We start from the raw sequence: 15,747 nt of genomic DNA on the forward strand, positions 1-15,747 counted from the left end.
AGAACAAGCGCTTGCGAGACAAACCTGAACGCAGGCTGAACCTATGTTTTTACGACGACTTATCCTGAAAAGAAAACACACGCCCTGGTAAAAATGCAGCAGCTACCCTTCCCTGATTCATCGTCAAGGAGGACGCTCGGATGCCTGCCAGCCGCTATCTGTTGTTGCTCGCCACCCTGCCCTGCCTGCCTTTGTGGGCCGCTGGGCAAACCGTGCATCGCTGCGAAAGTCTCGCGGGGCACGTTACATTCACAACGTTGAGCTGTAGTCCGGGAGAAAGCCTGTCGCTGCAGCAGATCCATTCGTTTAGCCCTGGCATGACCGAGCCGATACTGCCCGAAGCAGAATCCCGACAAACATCCGGCAACAAAACCACACGCAAGGAACTGACAGTTGTCGGCCAGTTCGAAGACCGCTGCGCCAATCTGATCGACGCCAGGCAACGCCGCGAAGCGATCATGAACCAGCGCATCATCGCCGGCATGAGCCAGCAGGATGTAGAGAGCGCCCTGGGCAAACCCGACTCAATCAAAATAAGGAATTCGAGCACACGGTATACCTACAAAGCGAAGAAAGGTCGCAGCGCAGAGATCGTGTTTGATGAAAGAGGATGCGTAAAAGGCAAATCGTAGACAGCAAAAAGCCCGCGTTTAACGCGGGCTTTTTGGTGTTTGGTGCACTCGACAGGATTCGAACCTGTGACCGCTCGGTTCGTAGCCGAGTACTCTATCCAGCTGAGCTACGAGTGCAAGTTGTGGTTTTATACCAGATCACAACTGGTTGAAGCCAAGTTATTTGCATTGCTGCAAACAACTCTTAAATGGTGCACTCGACAGGATTCGAACCTGTGACCGCTCGGTTCGTAGCCGAGTACTCTATCCAGCTGAGCTACGAGTGCATTTGTTGCCGCGCATTATAGGTCGTCGAATCTTTTTGTAAAGCGCTTTTTTCCAGTAATTTCAACAACTTACCGAAGAAGCCAGATTGCGTCGCACTAAATAAATAATGGCGGAGAACGGGGGATTCGAACCCCCGACACCCTTTTGAGGTGTACTCCCTTAGCAGGGGAGCGCCTTCGGCCACTCGGCCAGCTCTCCGCAACACGGGGCGTATATTAACCACCTTCATCCCCGTTTGCAAACATAAAAATCGATAAAAATTAATGGCTTGGTTCGTCGTCCTTCTCTTTCTTGATACGCAGGTAAATTTCCTCCCGGTGCACAGCGACCTCTTTCGGGGCGTTGACGCCAATACGCACTTGGTTTCCTTTGACGCCGAGCACGGTCACGGTGATCTCGCCATCACCAATAATCAGGCTTTCCGCACACCGACGAGTCAGAATCAGCATACCTTTCTCCTCACACAATTCAGTAAAGGGACAACAGTCTGCAAAAAAAAGGCATTGGACCGACAACCGAAACGGTCGCAGCCTATAGGCCTAGTATTGACCAGCGCGCGCAAAAGAACAGTTTTGGAACGCGCCATTCAGAAAAACAAAGGGCGCGGTCAAGCCGCGCCCTCAAGGCAACGCCTTACTCGCCCTGTCGGGCGGCAGCGTCGAGTTCGAAAGCCGTGTGCAGGGCGCGCACGGCCAGTTCCAGGTACTTCTCTTCGATCACCACGGAAACCTTGATTTCCGAGGTAGAGATCATCTGGATGTTGATGCTTTCCTTGGCCAGGGATTCGAACATGCGGCTGGCCACGCCTGCGTGGGAGCGCATGCCGACACCGACGATCGAAACCTTGGCGATCTTGGTGTCCCCGACCACTTCCCGGGCACCGATCTCGCTGGCGGTCTTCTTCAATACGGCTTCAGCAGCCTGGTAGTCGTTGCGGTGCACGGTGAAGGTGAAGTCGGTGGTGTTATCGTGCGCGACGTTCTGCACGATCATGTCGACTTCGATGTTCGCGGCACTGATCGGGCCGAGAATCTTGAACGCCACGCCGGGGGTGTCTGGCACGCCACGGATGGTCAGCTTGGCTTCATCGCGGTTGAAAGCGATGCCGGAAATGATCGGCTGTTCCATGGATTCCTCTTCATCAATAGTAATGAGGGTGCCCGGACCCTCTTTGAAGCTGTGCAGAACGCGCAGCGGAACGTTGTACTTGCCGGCGAATTCGACCGCCCGGATCTGCAACACCTTGGAACCGAGACTGGCCATTTCCAGCATTTCTTCAAAGGTGATCTTGTCCAGGCGCTGAGCCACAGGCACTACCCGTGGGTCAGTGGTGTAGACACCATCCACATCGGTGTAGATCTGGCACTCGTCAGCCTTGAGGGCCGCCGCCAGTGCCACGCCGGTAGTGTCGGAACCGCCACGGCCGAGGGTGGTAATGTTGCCGTGCTCGTCCACGCCCTGGAAACCGGCGACAACCACAACGCGGCCAGCCTTCAGGTCGCCGCGAATTTTCTGATCGTCGATTTGCAGAATACGCGCTTTGTTGTGCGCGCTGTCTGTCAGGATACGAACCTGATTGCCGGTATAGGACACTGCCGGCACGCCACGCTTGATCAGCGCCATGGCCAGCAAGGCGATGGTCACCTGCTCGCCAGTGGAAACGATCACGTCCAGTTCGCGGGGAACCGGTTGCTGATCGCCGCTGATTTGCTTGGCCAGATCGATCAGACGGTTGGTCTCGCCGCTCATTGCCGACAGCACAACCACCAGGTCATCGCCCGCATCACGGAATTTCTTAACCTTGTCGGCGACCTGTTCGATTCTCTCGACAGTGCCGACCGAGGTGCCTCCAAATTTCTGTACGATCAAAGCCATTTCAAAGCCGCCTCTGCCCGTGAAGGGCGCCCAATAATCACTCAACAACGGCCGGGCACGCTACTAGACCGCGAGCCCGGAGCGCTGCCTTAAATACCCTGCTCTACAAATGCAACGGTCTGGGCCAGTGCCGCATCCAGTGCGCCGACGTCGGTACCGCCGCCTTGCGCCATGTCCGGACGACCACCGCCCTTGCCGCCCACTGCCGCAGCGGCCTGCTTCATCAAATCACCGGCTTTGAGTTGGCCAGTCAGGTCTTTGGTCACGCCTGCGACGAGAACGACCTTTTCCTCATGGACACTGCCGAGCAGGATCACTGCGCGACCGAGTTTGTTCTTCAACTGATCGACCAGCCCCAGCAGGGCCTTGCCATCCTGGCCGTCGAGACGCACGGCCAGTACTTTCACGCCCTTGACATCCACGGCCTGGGCCGACAGATCGTCGCCTGCGGCGCTGGCAGCCTTGGCTTGCAACTGCTCGAGTTGCTTTTCCAGCAGGCGGTTGCGCTCTAGCACAGCCGACAGCTTGTCGATCAGGTTCTCACGGCTGCCCTTGATCAGGCTCGCCGCTTCCTTGAGTTGTTCTTCAGCCGCGTTGAGGTACGCCAGGGCCGCAGCGCCGGTGACCGCCTCGATGCGGCGCACGCCGGACGCCACGCCGCCTTCGCTGATGATTTTCATCAGGCCGATGTCGCCTGTCCGATTGGCGTGGATGCCACCGCACAGCTCAACAGAGAAGTCGCCCATGCTCAGTACACGTACGCTGTCGCCGTACTTCTCGCCGAACAACGCCATCGCACCTTTGCGCTTGGCGGTCTCGATGTCGGTTTCTTCGGTTTCTACCGGAGAGTTCTTGCGAATCTCGGCGTTGACGATGTCTTCCAGCGCCTTGAGTTGCTCAGGCTTGATGGCCTCGAAATGGCTGAAGTCAAAGCGCAGGCGCTGACTGTCGACCAACGAGCCCTTCTGCTGGACGTGATCACCCAGCACCTGGCGCAATGCTGCGTGCAGCAAGTGCGTGGCGGAGTGGTTCAGCGACGTGGCGTGACGAACGTCGGCATCGACATGAGCGGCCACCGGGGCTGCGATCATCAGGCTGCCCGAAGCCAGCACACCGTGATGCAGGAACGCGCCGCCGGTCTTGGTGGTGTCACGCACGTCGAAACGCGAGTTGCCGGCCTGCAGATAGCCGCTGTCGCCGATCTGGCCGCCGGATTCGGCGTAGAACGGCGTCTTGTCCAGCACGATCACGCCTTCCTGGCCTTCGCTCAGGATGTCGACCGACTGACCGTCCTTATAGATAGCCACGATCTTGGCCGAACCGGTGGTGCCGGCATAGCCGGTGAACTCGGTGGCCACGTCAACCTTGACCAGGCTGTTGTAGTCCATGCCGAAGGAGCTGGCGGAACGCGCACGCACCCGCTGGGCTTCCATCTCACGCTCGAAACCTTCCTCATCGAGGGTCAGGTTGCGTTCGCGGGCGATGTCGCCGGTCAGGTCCATCGGGAAACCGTAGGTGTCGTACAACTTGAACACCACGTCGCCCGGAACCACGTTGCCCTTGAGTTCGGCCAGGTCCTGCTCGAGGATCTTCAGGCCTTGCTCCAGGGTCTTGGCGAATTGCTCTTCTTCAGCCTTGAGCACACGCTCGATGTGCGCCTGCTGGGACTTGAGCTCCGGGAAGGCTTCGCCCATCTCGGCCACCAGCGCCGCGACGATCTGATAGAAGAAGCTGCCCTTGGCGCCCAGTTTGTTGCCGTGACGGCAGGCGCGGCGGATGATCCGACGCAGCACATAGCCGCGACCCTCGTTGGACGGCAACACACCGTCGGCAATCAGGAAACCGCAGGAGCGGATGTGGTCGGCCACGACTTTCAGCGAAGCCTGGTTGTCGTTGGTGCAACCGATGGCCTTGGCCGAAGCGCTCAGCAGGCTCTGGAACAGGTCGATTTCGTAGTTGGAATGGACGTGCTGCAACACCGCACTGATCCGCTCCAGGCCCATGCCGGTATCGACCGACGGCGCTGGCAACGGATGCAACACGCCATCGGCGGTGCGGTTGAACTGCATGAACACGTTGTTCCAGATCTCGATGTAGCGGTCGCCGTCTTCTTCCGGCGAGCCGGGTGGGCCGCCCCAGATGTCAGCGCCGTGATCGTAGAAAATCTCGGTGCACGGGCCGCACGGGCCGGTGTCGCCCATGGTCCAGAAGTTATCGGAAGCGTAAGGCGCGCCTTTGTTGTCGCCAATGCGCACCATGCGCTCTGCCGGGACACCGACCTCTTTGGTCCAGATGTCATAGGCTTCGTCATCGGTGGCGTAGACCGTTACCCAAAGCTTCTCCTTGGGCAGGTTCAGCCACTTGTCGGAGGTCAGGAAGGTCCAGGCGAAGGTAATGGCGTCGCGCTTGAAATAATCACCAAAGCTGAAGTTACCCAGCATTTCGAAGAAGGTGTGGTGACGAGCGGTATAGCCGACGTTTTCCAGGTCGTTGTGCTTGCCGCCGGCGCGCACGCATTTCTGGCTGCTTACCGCACGGGTGTAGGCACGTTTTTCCTGGCCCAGGAAGCAATCCTTGAACTGGTTCATCCCCGCGTTGGTGAACAGCAGGGTCGGGTCGTTGCCCGGAATCAAAGAGCTGGAGGCTACTCGGGTGTGGCCTTGCTCTTCGAAGAAGCGAAGGAAGGCTTCACGGATTTCTGCGCTTTTCATTAGGTTCTTCCACGGAGGCTGCGGCCAAAGGCCTGTGCAAAACGTCAACAGACGAAGCAACGGCAAAGGGCCGCATTATATCGGCCCTTCGCGCGGGGTACAGCGTGTTTATGCGATAGAAACGCTCAATTGGCGCGCTTGACGGGTCAGTGGCGGGAAAAATCGACGAAAGTGGCGATCACTTGGTCGATTTGCGCCCTGTCCACGTCCATGTGCGTCACCATGCGCAGGCGTGGTGCAGCACTGAGCTTGACGTCACGCTCAGCGGCAAAGGTCTTGATCGCCTCGGCCCGCTCGCCCATTTGCACGTAGACCATGTTGGTCTGCACCGGCTCGACCTCGTAACCCGCTGCCCGCAAGCCCTCGGCCAGGCGCTGGGCATTGGCGTGGTCCTCGGCCAAGCGCTGGACCTGGTGCTCCAGGGCATACAGCCCCGCCGCCGCGAGGATCCCAGCCTGGCGCATACCGCCGCCGACCATCTTGCGCAGCCGACGCGCCTTGCCGATCAACTCGACGCTACCGCACAGGACCGAGCCAATGGGCGCGCCAAGGCCTTTGGACAGGCACACCGATACTGAATCGAAATATTGCGTGATCTCCCGAGCATCGACATTCAACTTGACCGCAGCGTTGTACAGCCGCGCGCCGTCCAGGTGCAGGGCCAGGCCATGCTCCCGGGTGAACTGCCGGGCCCGAGCCAGGTAATCCAGCGGCAGGACCTTGCCCTGCATAGTGTTTTCCAGGGCCAGCAAGCGGGTGCGGGCAAAATGGAAATCATCGGGTTTGATCGCCGCGGCGACTTGCGCCAGGTCCAGGGAGCCGTCCGCTTGCACCTCAAGAGGCTGAGGCTGGATCGAACCAAGCACAGCCGCACCGCCGCCTTCGTACTTATAGGTGTGGGCCTGCTGGCCGACGATGTATTCATCGCCGCGCTCGCAATGGGCCATCAACCCCAGCAGGTTGCTCATGGTGCCCGTCGGCACGAACAGCGCCGCCGCGAACCCCAGGCGCTCGGCCAGTTCGGCTTCGAGTCGATTGACGGTAGGGTCTTCGCCATACACATCGTCGCCGGTCGGCGCACTGGCCATGGCATCGAGCATGCCGGCGGAGGGCTGGGTGACCGTGTCGCTGCGAAGATCGATAACACTCATGATTCTGGCCTCGGGTTCAGGTGGCGGGAAATCCCTTTCGAAGGGCAATTACTGCGGGCATGGCGTGAAATAATCAAGACCGGTGGAGGGAAAAGACACACGAGCCAACAGATTATTCGAAACACCTGTGGGAGCGAGCCTGCTCGCGATAGCGGAACTCCAGGCAGCATCGACGGCGACTGACACTCCGCTCTCGCGAGCAGGCTCGCTCCCACAAGGGGTTATGTGTTAAAAATCCTCCGCCGCCACAAACCATGGCGGCAAAAACGTTCTCAGGGCGGGGTGTAATTCCCCACCGGCGGTAATTGCACGCAACGTGCATAGCCCGCGAGCGCTTGGCGATACATGGTTTTCACGGTGTAGCGGCAAGGTCAGCAGACCCGGTGTGATTCCGGGGCCGACGGTCATAGTCCGGATGAAGAGAGAACGGGATTGGCACCCAAGGGCCGTCTGCGGCTGTCTGCGCGCACGTACCCTCGAATCCCCTTCGATTCATGACGCCCTGTTTTTCACACAAACAGGAACCAGAACATGCAACCCACTGCAATCGACAGCAAAAGCAAAAGTCATCCGGGCGAGCGCGTCGCGTTCATCCAGGCCTGCTGGCACAAGGAAATCGTCGACCAGAGCCGTAAGGGCTTCGTCGCCGAAATGATCGTCCAGGGTTATCAGGAAAGCGACATCGACTTCTTCGAAGTCGGCGGCGCCTTCGAGATCCCGCTGCACGCCAAGCTGCTGGCCAAGTCAGGCCGTTACGCTGGCATCGTCGCCGCCGGCCTGGTGGTGGATGGCGGCATCTACCGTCACGAGTTCGTCGCCCAATCGGTGATCAGCGGCCTGATGCAGGTTCAACTGGAAACCGAAGTGCCGGTATTCTCGGTCGTGCTTACGCCGCATCACTTCCATGCCGGGGAAGAGCATCAGAAGTTCTTCTTCGAGCATTTCGTGCACAAGGGCCAGGAAGCAGCGAAGACCTGTGCCGATACGTTGCACAAGACCCGGGCGTTGCGGCGTAGTGAGCAGCGGGCGGTAGCAGTCTAAAAGTTGCAAAAAACCTGTGGGAGCGAGCTTGCTCGCGATAGTGGAGTGTCAGTCACTTTAAGGATTGACTGATACACCGCTATCGCGAGCAAGCTCGCTCCCACATTGGTTTTGTAGGGACTTCAGATCAGATTTTCGTCTGTCGCCGGCACGATCAGGATGCCGGCCCGCAAGCCATTCTTGACCTTGGGGTTGGGAAAGATGATCCGAGCCCCCTCCTCTTCGATCACCCAACGCGTCTGGGCGATGTCTTCGGCCAGCACATAGCCTTTGCCCAGTTCCGAGAAATTCTCGACGTCCGCCGGCAGGTTCAAGCGGAAGCTGTCGCTGTGCTTGATGATTTCCCGCGCCACGCTGAATAGCTGCAAGCCATCGAGCCCTTCATCCAGCTCAGGCTCGTTGCCTTCGATGATCCGTTGCAGGCGGGTTTCCAGCAGGCTGACGTTGACGCCGTCGTTCTGCCCGAACGGCCGGGCCTTGCCCAGTTCCAGGGTGAAGGATTCGGCACCGAGCTGATCGTAGGTGTAGGCGCTGAACACAATGGACGGCTTGTTCTGCAGCAACACCGCTTCCATGCCCGCAGCACGCAGGCGCGCCAGCTCACGGCGTGAGTGCTGGCGACCTTCCTTCCACGGGTACAAGGCGAACTGCTCGATCTTCGAACCGCGAATAGCGGTGTGCAGGTCGTAATGCAAACGGCTGCGTTCTGGCCGACTGAAGAAACTCGCGGCCAGTCGCTCCAGTTCGCAAGCCCGCAACGCCTCGGCGCCGCCGCTCAGTTCATGGCGGCCGTTGAACAGCCGATTGACGTCCTGTTCGACAAAACGCTCACCGCGTCGGATGGCCTCGGGGTTGCCGAACAAAAACAGAATGCGTGCCCGCGGTTTCAAATGGCCTCGGGCAATGTCATGCAGTAGACGGTCGAGCAATTCGATGGGCGCGGTTTCGTTGCCGTGGATACCGGCCGACAGCAGCAGGTCCAAGCCGTTATCCCGGGCTTCGGGCGGCTTGACCTCCAGCGCGCCCTCGCTCAACCAGCGCATCCGTACGCCTTCGACAGTCAGTTGAGTCTTCTCCGCCGGTTCACGGCCGGCGAGGGTCAGTTCAAGCAGTTTGCCGAGGGCGAGCATAGCGCGGTTTCCTTAATGGTCGTGGCCGCAATCCGGGCCATGGACATGGTCATCGTCGCCGACGTCCGCCGGTTCCATTTCCAGTTGCAGGCTGACCAGGTTGGTCGCCAATGGACGCAACAACAGGTTGGCGTATTCCTCATCCCCTTCCTCGACATCGACGCCGATCAGCAACTGGCCGCGGCCGTCCTGCTGGATCCACAATTCCTTGCCTTGCCACATCACCGCAACGCGAGTGCAGGAGGTTTCCAGTTGGGTGCCGTCGGTGTCTTCAAGGATCAGCTGCAGAGTATCGCTCATGTTTTAACGTTCTCGTCTGGGGATAAGGCAACGCGCCCTGCTTTGACTGTAGTCAGGTCGCGCGCGCTTTCAATTGATCTGGAAAGGATAAACCGCGCCAAGTTTAAGGATTTGTGTCAGTTCATCCAGAGCCGCACGGCATTCGAGCAGTAACTGCGGGTCTGCCAGATCGTTTTCGGTCATGCGGTCGCGGTAGTGTCGCTCAACCCATTGGGTCAGCGAATCGTACAACGGCGCGGTCATGATAACCCCTGGGTTGACGGCCGCCAGCTCGGTTTCATTGAGGGCCACGCGTAACCTCAGGCAGGCTGGGCCGCCACCGTTCTGCATGCTTTGCTTGAGATCGAAGACCTTGACCTCGCGAATCACCCCGCCAGCGCCCGTCAGGCCTTGCAGGTATTGCCAGACGCGTTCGTTGCTGCGGCACTCTTCCGGCACGATCAACAGCATCGAGCCGTCGGGACGCGACAGCAGCTGGCTATTGAACAGGTAGGAGCGCACGGCGTCATCGACAGTCACCGCTGAACGTGGCACACACACCGACTGGAATTTCCCACCGACCTTGGCGAGTTTGCGGCTCAACTCGGCCAGCATCTTGTCGGTCTCGAGGAACGCATCCTCGTGGTAGAACAACACTTCGCCGTTGCCCACCGCGATCACGTCGTTGTGGAACACGCCCTGATCGATCACCGACGGGTTTTGCTGGGCATACACCACGCCCTCCTCCCTCAGCCCATGCAGACGCGCGACAGCCTGGGAGGCTTCCAGGGTCTGGCGCGCCGGGTATTTCTGCGGTGCGGGGTAACGGGTGTCAAAGGCACTGCGGCCGAATACGAAAAACTCCACGCCGGCCTCGCCGTAGGCGCGACAGAAACGGGTATGGTTAGCCGCGCCTTCGTCGCCGAACTGCGCCACTGCCGGCAAGGCGGCGTGATGGGCGAAGTGCTGCTGGTCAGCAAACATCGCTCCCAGCACGCGGCTGGTGGTCGGGTGTTCGATGCTGCGGTGGTATTTGCAGTTCAGGTTGGCGGCAGTGAAATGCACGCGACCGTCAGCGGTGTCGGCGCTCGGGCTGACGGTCGCGGCGTTGGCCACCCACATGCTGGAGGCCGAGCAACTGGCGACCAGCAGCGGCATCGCTTCTTTCGCGGCCTGCTGAATCACCTGCGCATCGCTGCCGGCAAAGCCCAACCGACGCAGGGCTGCTACGTCCGGGCGCTCCTGTGGCGCCAGCACCCCTTGCTGGAAACCCATGTCCATCAGCGCTTTCATTTTTGCCAGGCCCTGCAACGCCGCTTCCTTGGGGTTGGAGGACTGCTGGCTGTTGCTCTGGGACGCGACGTTGCCGTACGAGAGCCCGCCGTAGTTATGGGTCGGCCCCACTAGACCGTCAAAGTTGACTTCATAGGATTTCATCAGCGAGGCTCCACGAGAATCTGTTTTTTATAGGCATCAATAACAACTGCGGTGCGGCCATCGCGAGCAAGCTCGCTCCCACAAAGGATTGCGCAAAACCCCGTGGGAGCGAGCTTGCTCGCGATTGGGGCTCACACCATTCTCACGCCAGGGGTCAGGGCAGCCGGCATGACAAGGCTCGGGGTTTCCAGGGAAGCCACCGGGTAGGCGCAATAATCCGCCGCGTAATAAGCGCTGGCGCGATGGTTGCCCGAAGCGCCGACACCGCCGAACGGTGCGCTGCTGGCAGCCCCCGTCAGCTGTTTGTTCCAGTTGACGATACCGGCACGGCTCTCGAGCCAAAACTGCTGGTAACGCGCCTGGGAGTCCGACAGCAACCCGGCGGCCAGGCCATATTGAGTATTGTTGGCCTCGGCGATCGCCGCTGGGAAATCCGTGTAGCGAATCACCTGCAGCAACGGCCCGAACAGCTCCTCGTCAGGACGTTCGGCCACCGCTGTCACGTCGAGGATACCCGGCGTCAGCAAGGCCGCCTGGGCCTGGGGTTGGGTCATTGCCAACAGCGGCACGGCACCCAGGCCGAGCAAATGGTCTTGCGCATCCATCAAGGCTTTCGCGGCGCCCAGGGAAATCACCGAGCCCATGAACGGCGCCGGTTGCTGGTCGAAGGCCCCAACCTCGATGGTCGAGCTGACCGCCACCAGGCGCGCCAGCAAGGCATCGCCCCACGCGCCTTCCGGTACCAGCAGGCGGCGCGCACAGGTGCAACGCTGGCCGGCGGAAATGAAGGCGGACTGAATGATGGTGTAGACCGCCGCGTCGACATCGGCCACCTCATCCACCACCAACGGGTTGTTACCGCCCATTTCCAGCGCCAGGATCTTGTCCGGACGACCGGAAAACTGTTGATGCAACAGATTGCCGGTGCGACTGGAGCCGGTGAAAAACAGCCCGTCGATGCCCGGGTTGGCCGCCAGGGCGATACCGGTTTCCCGCGCCCCTTGCAGCAGGTTCAGCACGCCCGCCGGCAGACCGGCCTCGACCCAGCACTTGACCGTCAACTCGGCGACTTTCGGCGTCAGCTCGCTGGGTTTGAACAGCACGCAATTGCCGGCCAGCAGGGCCGGGACAATGTGCCCGTTGGGCAAGTGGCCGGGGAAGTTGTAGGGCCCAAACACTGCGACCACACCGTGAGGCTTGTGGCGCAGCACGGCGGTGGCGTCGCCCAGGGGACCGCTCTTTTCGCCGGTACGCTCGCGATAGCTCTGCACCGAGATAGCGACCTTGTTGACCATGCTGGTGACTTCGGTGGCCGCTTCCCACAACGGCTTGCCGGTTTCCTCACCGATGCAATGGGCCAGTTCGTCAGCGTGTTTTTTCAGGCTCGCGGCAAAGGCTTCCAGCACCTGGATGCGCTCGTCCAGAGAACGCCGGGCCCAATCCGGGAAGGCCTGGCGCGCCGCCTGCACCGCCGATTCCACCTGCGCGGCCGTGGCCCCCTTGCCAGACCACAGCACCTGCTGGGTCACCGGGTTCAACGACTCAAATACGTCGCCCTGGCCTTCCAGCCAACTTCCTGCGATGTACAGCGAATTCATTATTTCGACTCCCGAGCAGCAGACAACGCGACGGCACGCACCTGATCGCCAGCGTTGAGTTGAAGACGTTTGGCGGTCAGCGGGTCGACCACCAGGGTGCCCGCAGCGAGGCGCGCCGGTGCGGCGGTAATGCGGCAGTCTTCGCGCTTGCGGTTATGAATCAGGAACGGCGTGGCATCGTCGCCCGGCGTGCCGATGGCCAGGACCAGCGCCTGGCTGTCGCGAACCGCGCGGATCTTGCCGGTTTCACATTCCACCGCCGGGCCGGCGTCGAAGATGTCGACGTAACCCTGGTAGCTGAAACCTTCGCTCTTGAGCATCGACAGCGCGGGCTCGGTGTCTGGGTGAACCTGGCCGATCACGGCCCGGGCATCTTCAGACAGAAAGCACGTGTACAGCGGAAACTTGGGCATCAGCTCGGCGATGAACGCCTTGTTGCCCACGCCGGTCAGGTAATCGGCCTGACTGAATTCCATCTTGAAGAAGTGTCGGCCCAGGCTTTCCCAGAACGGCGAACGACCGTTGTCGTCAGACATGCCGCGCATCTCGGCGATGATCTTGTTGCCGAACAATTGTGGGAATTCGGCAATGAACAACAGCCGCGCCTTGGCCAGCATCCGGCCATTGAGGCCGGTACGGAAGTCGGCGTGCAGGAACAGCGAGCACAGCTCGGAATTGCCAGTCAGGTCGTTGGCCAAAAACAGCGTCGGAATTTCCCGGTAGATATTCAGTTCCTGGGAGGCGCTGACCGTCAGGCCGACCCGGAAGTTGTACCAGGGCTCACGCAGCCCCACGGCGCCCGCAATGGCGGAAATACCGACCACCCGACCGTCGTCGTCTTCGAGCACGAACAGGTAGTCCGCGTCACCGCGCCCGGCTTCGCCGCGAAAGGTCTTCTCGGCCCAGCCGACCCGATGGGCCAGGCGCTCTTCGTTAGCCGGCAAGGTGGTCAGGCCGGTGCCGGTGCTGCGGGCCAGGGCAATTAGAGCGGGTAAGTCACTGCTGCGTACGGGACGAACGATCATGCTATCTCCTCAAACGGGTCGCTTGCGCCACCCGCGAAACTGGCGTTAAACCGCTACCAGGCGCACGCTGGCACCTTCGCCAACACCCAGGGCTTCGGCTGCTTCCATGTCCAGGGTCACCGGCTTGCCCGGCGCGTAGTCGAGCTCGAGCAGCACGGCGCGGTAATCCTGCAACTGAGCATTGGCCACCAGGTATTGCCGGCCAACGCCCTTGACCGGTTCGCCGATCTTGACCGGCACCACGCGGCTCTGGGCAATCGAGCGGATCCCCGAGACACGGGCATGCAAGGTCGGGCCACCGTCAAAGATGTCGATGTAATGATCGGTCTCGAAACCCTCGCGCATCAGGATGTCGAAGGTGATCTGCGCCCGCGGATGAACCTGGCCCATGGCTTCCTGGGCGGCGTCCGGCAACAACGGCACATAGATCGGGTAATGGGGCATCAGCTCGGCGAGGAAGGTGCGGCTTTTCAGCCCGCACAGGCGCTCGGCGGCGGCGTAATTGAGGTCGAAGAAATTGCGACCGATGGCATCCCAGAACGGCGAGTCGCCATTCTCATCGCTGTAGCCGACGATCTCGGTCACCACCGAATCGGCAAACCGCTCCGGATGGCTGGCGACGAACAACAAGCGCCCGCGGGAATTGAGTTCCGACCATGGCGAGCCGACCAACTCGGGCACCACATAGAAACTGGTCAACAGGCTGTTGCCGGTCAGGTCGTGACATTGGGAGAGCACGTGGATCTTGTTGTGGATCTTCAGCTCACGGGAGGCGTGGACGAAGGTCTCGTTACGAAAGCTGTAGAACGGTTCGGAATAGCCGGCCGAAGCGACGATGGCCGAACAGCCTGCCAGCTTGCCGGTCGCAGTGTCCTCGAGGACAAAGAAATAGCTTTCTTCACCATTGAAGCTGACTTCGGCAGCAAACGAAGCTTCGCTTGCGGCGATCTTGTCGCTCAGGCGTTCCACGTCATCCGGCAAGGAAGTGACACCGATCGGACTGTCCGCAGCCAGACGCTGTACCTCGCCCAGATCAGCCATTTGCGCGGGGCGCATCACCAGCATGGTGTCACTCCTTAACTTGAAATAAACGGTTCGACCGTCGGGTCGATACACAGGAAAAAACTAAACGAACACACAGGCTCGCATTGCATCTGCGGCGGTATTCGATTTTTCAGTCACTGCAAGGCCCCTGTGGGAGCGAGCTTGCTCGCGATAGCAGCGGTACATTCAACCTCAGTGCAAGCTGAACCGGCGCCATCGCGAGCAAGCGCGCTCCCACAGGAATCCGGTTCAGCCTTTAGAGCCTCAGGCTTGCGTCAGCTTCGCCGCAGCCCGCTCGAAGCGGTCCAGGCCGGCATCGATATCGGCGTCTTCCACCACCAGGCTCGGGGCGAAACGAATCACGTCCGGGCCGGCTTGCAGAATCATCAGGCCTTCCTGTTCGGCGGCGTTGAAAATGTCCTTGGCCTTGCCTTTCCAGGCATCGTTCAGCACGCAACCGATCAACAGGCCCAGACCACGCACCTGGGTGAACAGGCCGTACTTCTCGCCGATCTGCTCCAGGCGAACCTTGAACTTGTGATGCTTGGCTTTGACACCAGCAAGCACCTCAGGGGTATTGACCACATCGATCACCGCTTCGGCCACCGCGCAGGCCAGCGGGTTGCCGCCATACGTCGTGCCGTGAGTGCCGACGACCAGATGCTTGGCCAGCGCTTCGGTGGTGAGCATCGCCGCGATCGGGAAACCACCGCCCAGGCTCTTGGCACTGGTGAGGATGTCCGGGACCACGCCGTAATGCATGTAGGCGAACAGGTGGCCGCTTCGGCCCATGCCAGTCTGCACTTCGTCGAACACCAGCAGCGCGTCATGGGCATCGCACAGGTCGCGGGCACCTTGCAGGTAAGCCTGCTCGGCCGGCAGCACGCCGCCCTCACCCTGGATCGGCTCCAGCACCACGGCGCAGGTCTTGTCCGAGATAGCCGCTTTCAAAGCCGCCAGGTCGTTGTAAGGAACGTGGGTGATGCCGGTAATTTTAGGACCGAAACCGTCGGAGTACTTCGACTGCCCACCGACATTGACGGTGAACAGGGTGCGGCCGTGGAAGCTGTTGAGCGCAGCGATGATTTCGTATTTTTCGCTGCCGAAACGATCGAACGCGACACGACGGGCCAGCTTGAAGGCGGCCTCGTTGGCTTCAGCGCCGGAGTTGCAGAAAAACGCGCGCTCGGCAAAGGTTGCGTTGACCAGCTTATGGGCCAGGCGCAGGGCCGGTTCGTTGGTAAATACGTTGGACACATGCCACAGCTTGTTGGCCTGCTCGGTCAAGGCTGCGACCAGCACCGGGTGGGTGTGGCCCAGTACGTTGACTGCAATACCGCCGGCAAAGTCGATCAACTCGCGGCCGGACTGGTCCCATACGCGGGAACCGGCGCCACGCACCGGGATGAAGGCAGCAGGTGCATAGTTGGGAACCATAACCTGGTCGAAATCGGCGCGTTGTACCGCAGCTTGCTCAACGGACATCGGAGTCTCCTGAAAAGGAACACCCGCCTGAAACTGGCGGGCTTGGTGAGGATTGTAAGGACAGTTTTCAGC

13 protein-coding genes, 3 tRNA genes and 1 riboswitch are annotated in these 15,747 nt (G+C 60.4%); of the genes, 2 read left to right on the plus strand and 14 right to left on the minus strand.

What is annotated here, in order from left to right; translation table 11 throughout:
• Positions 1–140 precede the first annotated feature (140 nt).
• Positions 141–632: a cell envelope protein SmpA gene (locus J9870_RS22325; protein ID WP_210640173.1), complete on the plus strand. Its 492-nt coding sequence runs from the start codon at positions 141–143 to the stop codon at positions 630–632.
• Between the two features lie 40 nt (positions 633–672).
• Here J9870_RS22325 and J9870_RS22330 read toward each other — a convergent pair.
• The 7 genes from J9870_RS22330 to ltaE form a co-directional block, all read right to left on the minus strand.
• Positions 673–749, minus strand: a tRNA-Arg gene (locus J9870_RS22330).
• A 72-nt stretch (positions 750–821) separates the two neighbouring features.
• A tRNA-Arg gene (locus tag J9870_RS22335) sits at positions 822–898 on the minus strand.
• A 108-nt stretch (positions 899–1,006) separates the two neighbouring features.
• Positions 1,007–1,097 (minus strand) — tRNA-Ser (locus tag J9870_RS22340).
• Between the two features lie 62 nt (positions 1,098–1,159).
• Positions 1,160–1,348: a carbon storage regulator CsrA gene (gene csrA / locus J9870_RS22345; protein ID WP_003178872.1), complete on the minus strand. Its 189-nt coding sequence runs from the start codon at positions 1,346–1,348 to the stop codon at positions 1,160–1,162.
• A 184-nt stretch (positions 1,349–1,532) separates the two neighbouring features.
• A complete protein-coding gene (locus J9870_RS22350) occupies positions 1,533–2,774 on the minus strand; it encodes an aspartate kinase (RefSeq protein ID WP_210640175.1) in 1,242 nt (413 codons plus the stop codon).
• Positions 2,775–2,863: 89 nt separating this feature from the next.
• Entirely contained in the window at positions 2,864–5,485 is a 2,622-nt protein-coding gene (gene alaS, locus J9870_RS22355; protein WP_210640177.1) for an alanine--tRNA ligase, read from the minus strand.
• Positions 5,486–5,631: 146 nt separating this feature from the next.
• Positions 5,632–6,636 (minus strand): low-specificity L-threonine aldolase, encoded by a 1,005-nt coding sequence (gene ltaE, locus J9870_RS22360; protein WP_210640179.1) that lies wholly within the window; start codon positions 6,634–6,636, stop codon positions 5,632–5,634.
• Positions 6,637–6,900: 264 nt separating this feature from the next.
• Positions 6,901–7,068: riboswitch (FMN riboswitch) on the plus strand.
• Between the two features lie 99 nt (positions 7,069–7,167).
• Between ltaE and J9870_RS22365 the strand changes: the two genes are divergently transcribed.
• Complete coding sequence (locus J9870_RS22365) at positions 7,168–7,677, plus strand: 6,7-dimethyl-8-ribityllumazine synthase (protein ID WP_210640180.1); 510 nt, start codon at positions 7,168–7,170, stop codon at positions 7,675–7,677.
• Between the two features lie 122 nt (positions 7,678–7,799).
• Here the strand turns inward: J9870_RS22365 and astE are convergent, their stop codons facing one another.
• From astE to J9870_RS22400, 7 genes are all read right to left on the minus strand, one after another.
• Positions 7,800–8,807, minus strand: coding sequence for a succinylglutamate desuccinylase (gene astE, locus J9870_RS22370; protein WP_210640182.1), 1,008 nt, complete (start codon positions 8,805–8,807; stop codon positions 7,800–7,802).
• Positions 8,808–8,819: 12 nt separating this feature from the next.
• Positions 8,820–9,107 (minus strand): hypothetical protein, encoded by a 288-nt coding sequence (locus J9870_RS22375; RefSeq protein WP_003178862.1) that lies wholly within the window; start codon positions 9,105–9,107, stop codon positions 8,820–8,822.
• A gap of 69 nt (positions 9,108–9,176) precedes the next feature.
• A complete protein-coding gene (gene astB / locus J9870_RS22380; protein WP_210640184.1) occupies positions 9,177–10,523 on the minus strand; it encodes an N-succinylarginine dihydrolase in 1,347 nt (448 codons plus the stop codon).
• 131 nt (positions 10,524–10,654) lie between these two features.
• The gene (gene astD, locus J9870_RS22385) at positions 10,655–12,124 is read right to left on the minus strand and encodes a succinylglutamate-semialdehyde dehydrogenase (RefSeq protein WP_210645383.1); all 1,470 of its coding nucleotides are present in this window, start codon (positions 12,122–12,124) and stop codon (positions 10,655–10,657) included.
• A complete protein-coding gene (astA, locus tag J9870_RS22390) occupies positions 12,121–13,146 on the minus strand; it encodes an arginine N-succinyltransferase (RefSeq protein WP_210640186.1) in 1,026 nt (341 codons plus the stop codon). Before astA ends, astD begins: the two co-directional genes overlap by 4 nt.
• Before the next feature lie 45 nt (positions 13,147–13,191).
• A complete protein-coding gene (gene aruF / locus J9870_RS22395; protein ID WP_092201660.1) occupies positions 13,192–14,211 on the minus strand; it encodes an arginine/ornithine succinyltransferase subunit alpha in 1,020 nt (339 codons plus the stop codon).
• 243 nt (positions 14,212–14,454) lie between these two features.
• A complete protein-coding gene (locus J9870_RS22400) occupies positions 14,455–15,675 on the minus strand; it encodes an aspartate aminotransferase family protein (protein ID WP_210640187.1) in 1,221 nt (406 codons plus the stop codon).
• Positions 15,676–15,747: the final 72 nt, after the last annotated feature.

Origin of the sequence: Pseudomonas sp. Tri1 (assembly GCF_017968885.1) — a bacterium.
Classification (GTDB): Bacteria; Pseudomonadota; Gammaproteobacteria; order Pseudomonadales; family Pseudomonadaceae; genus Aquipseudomonas.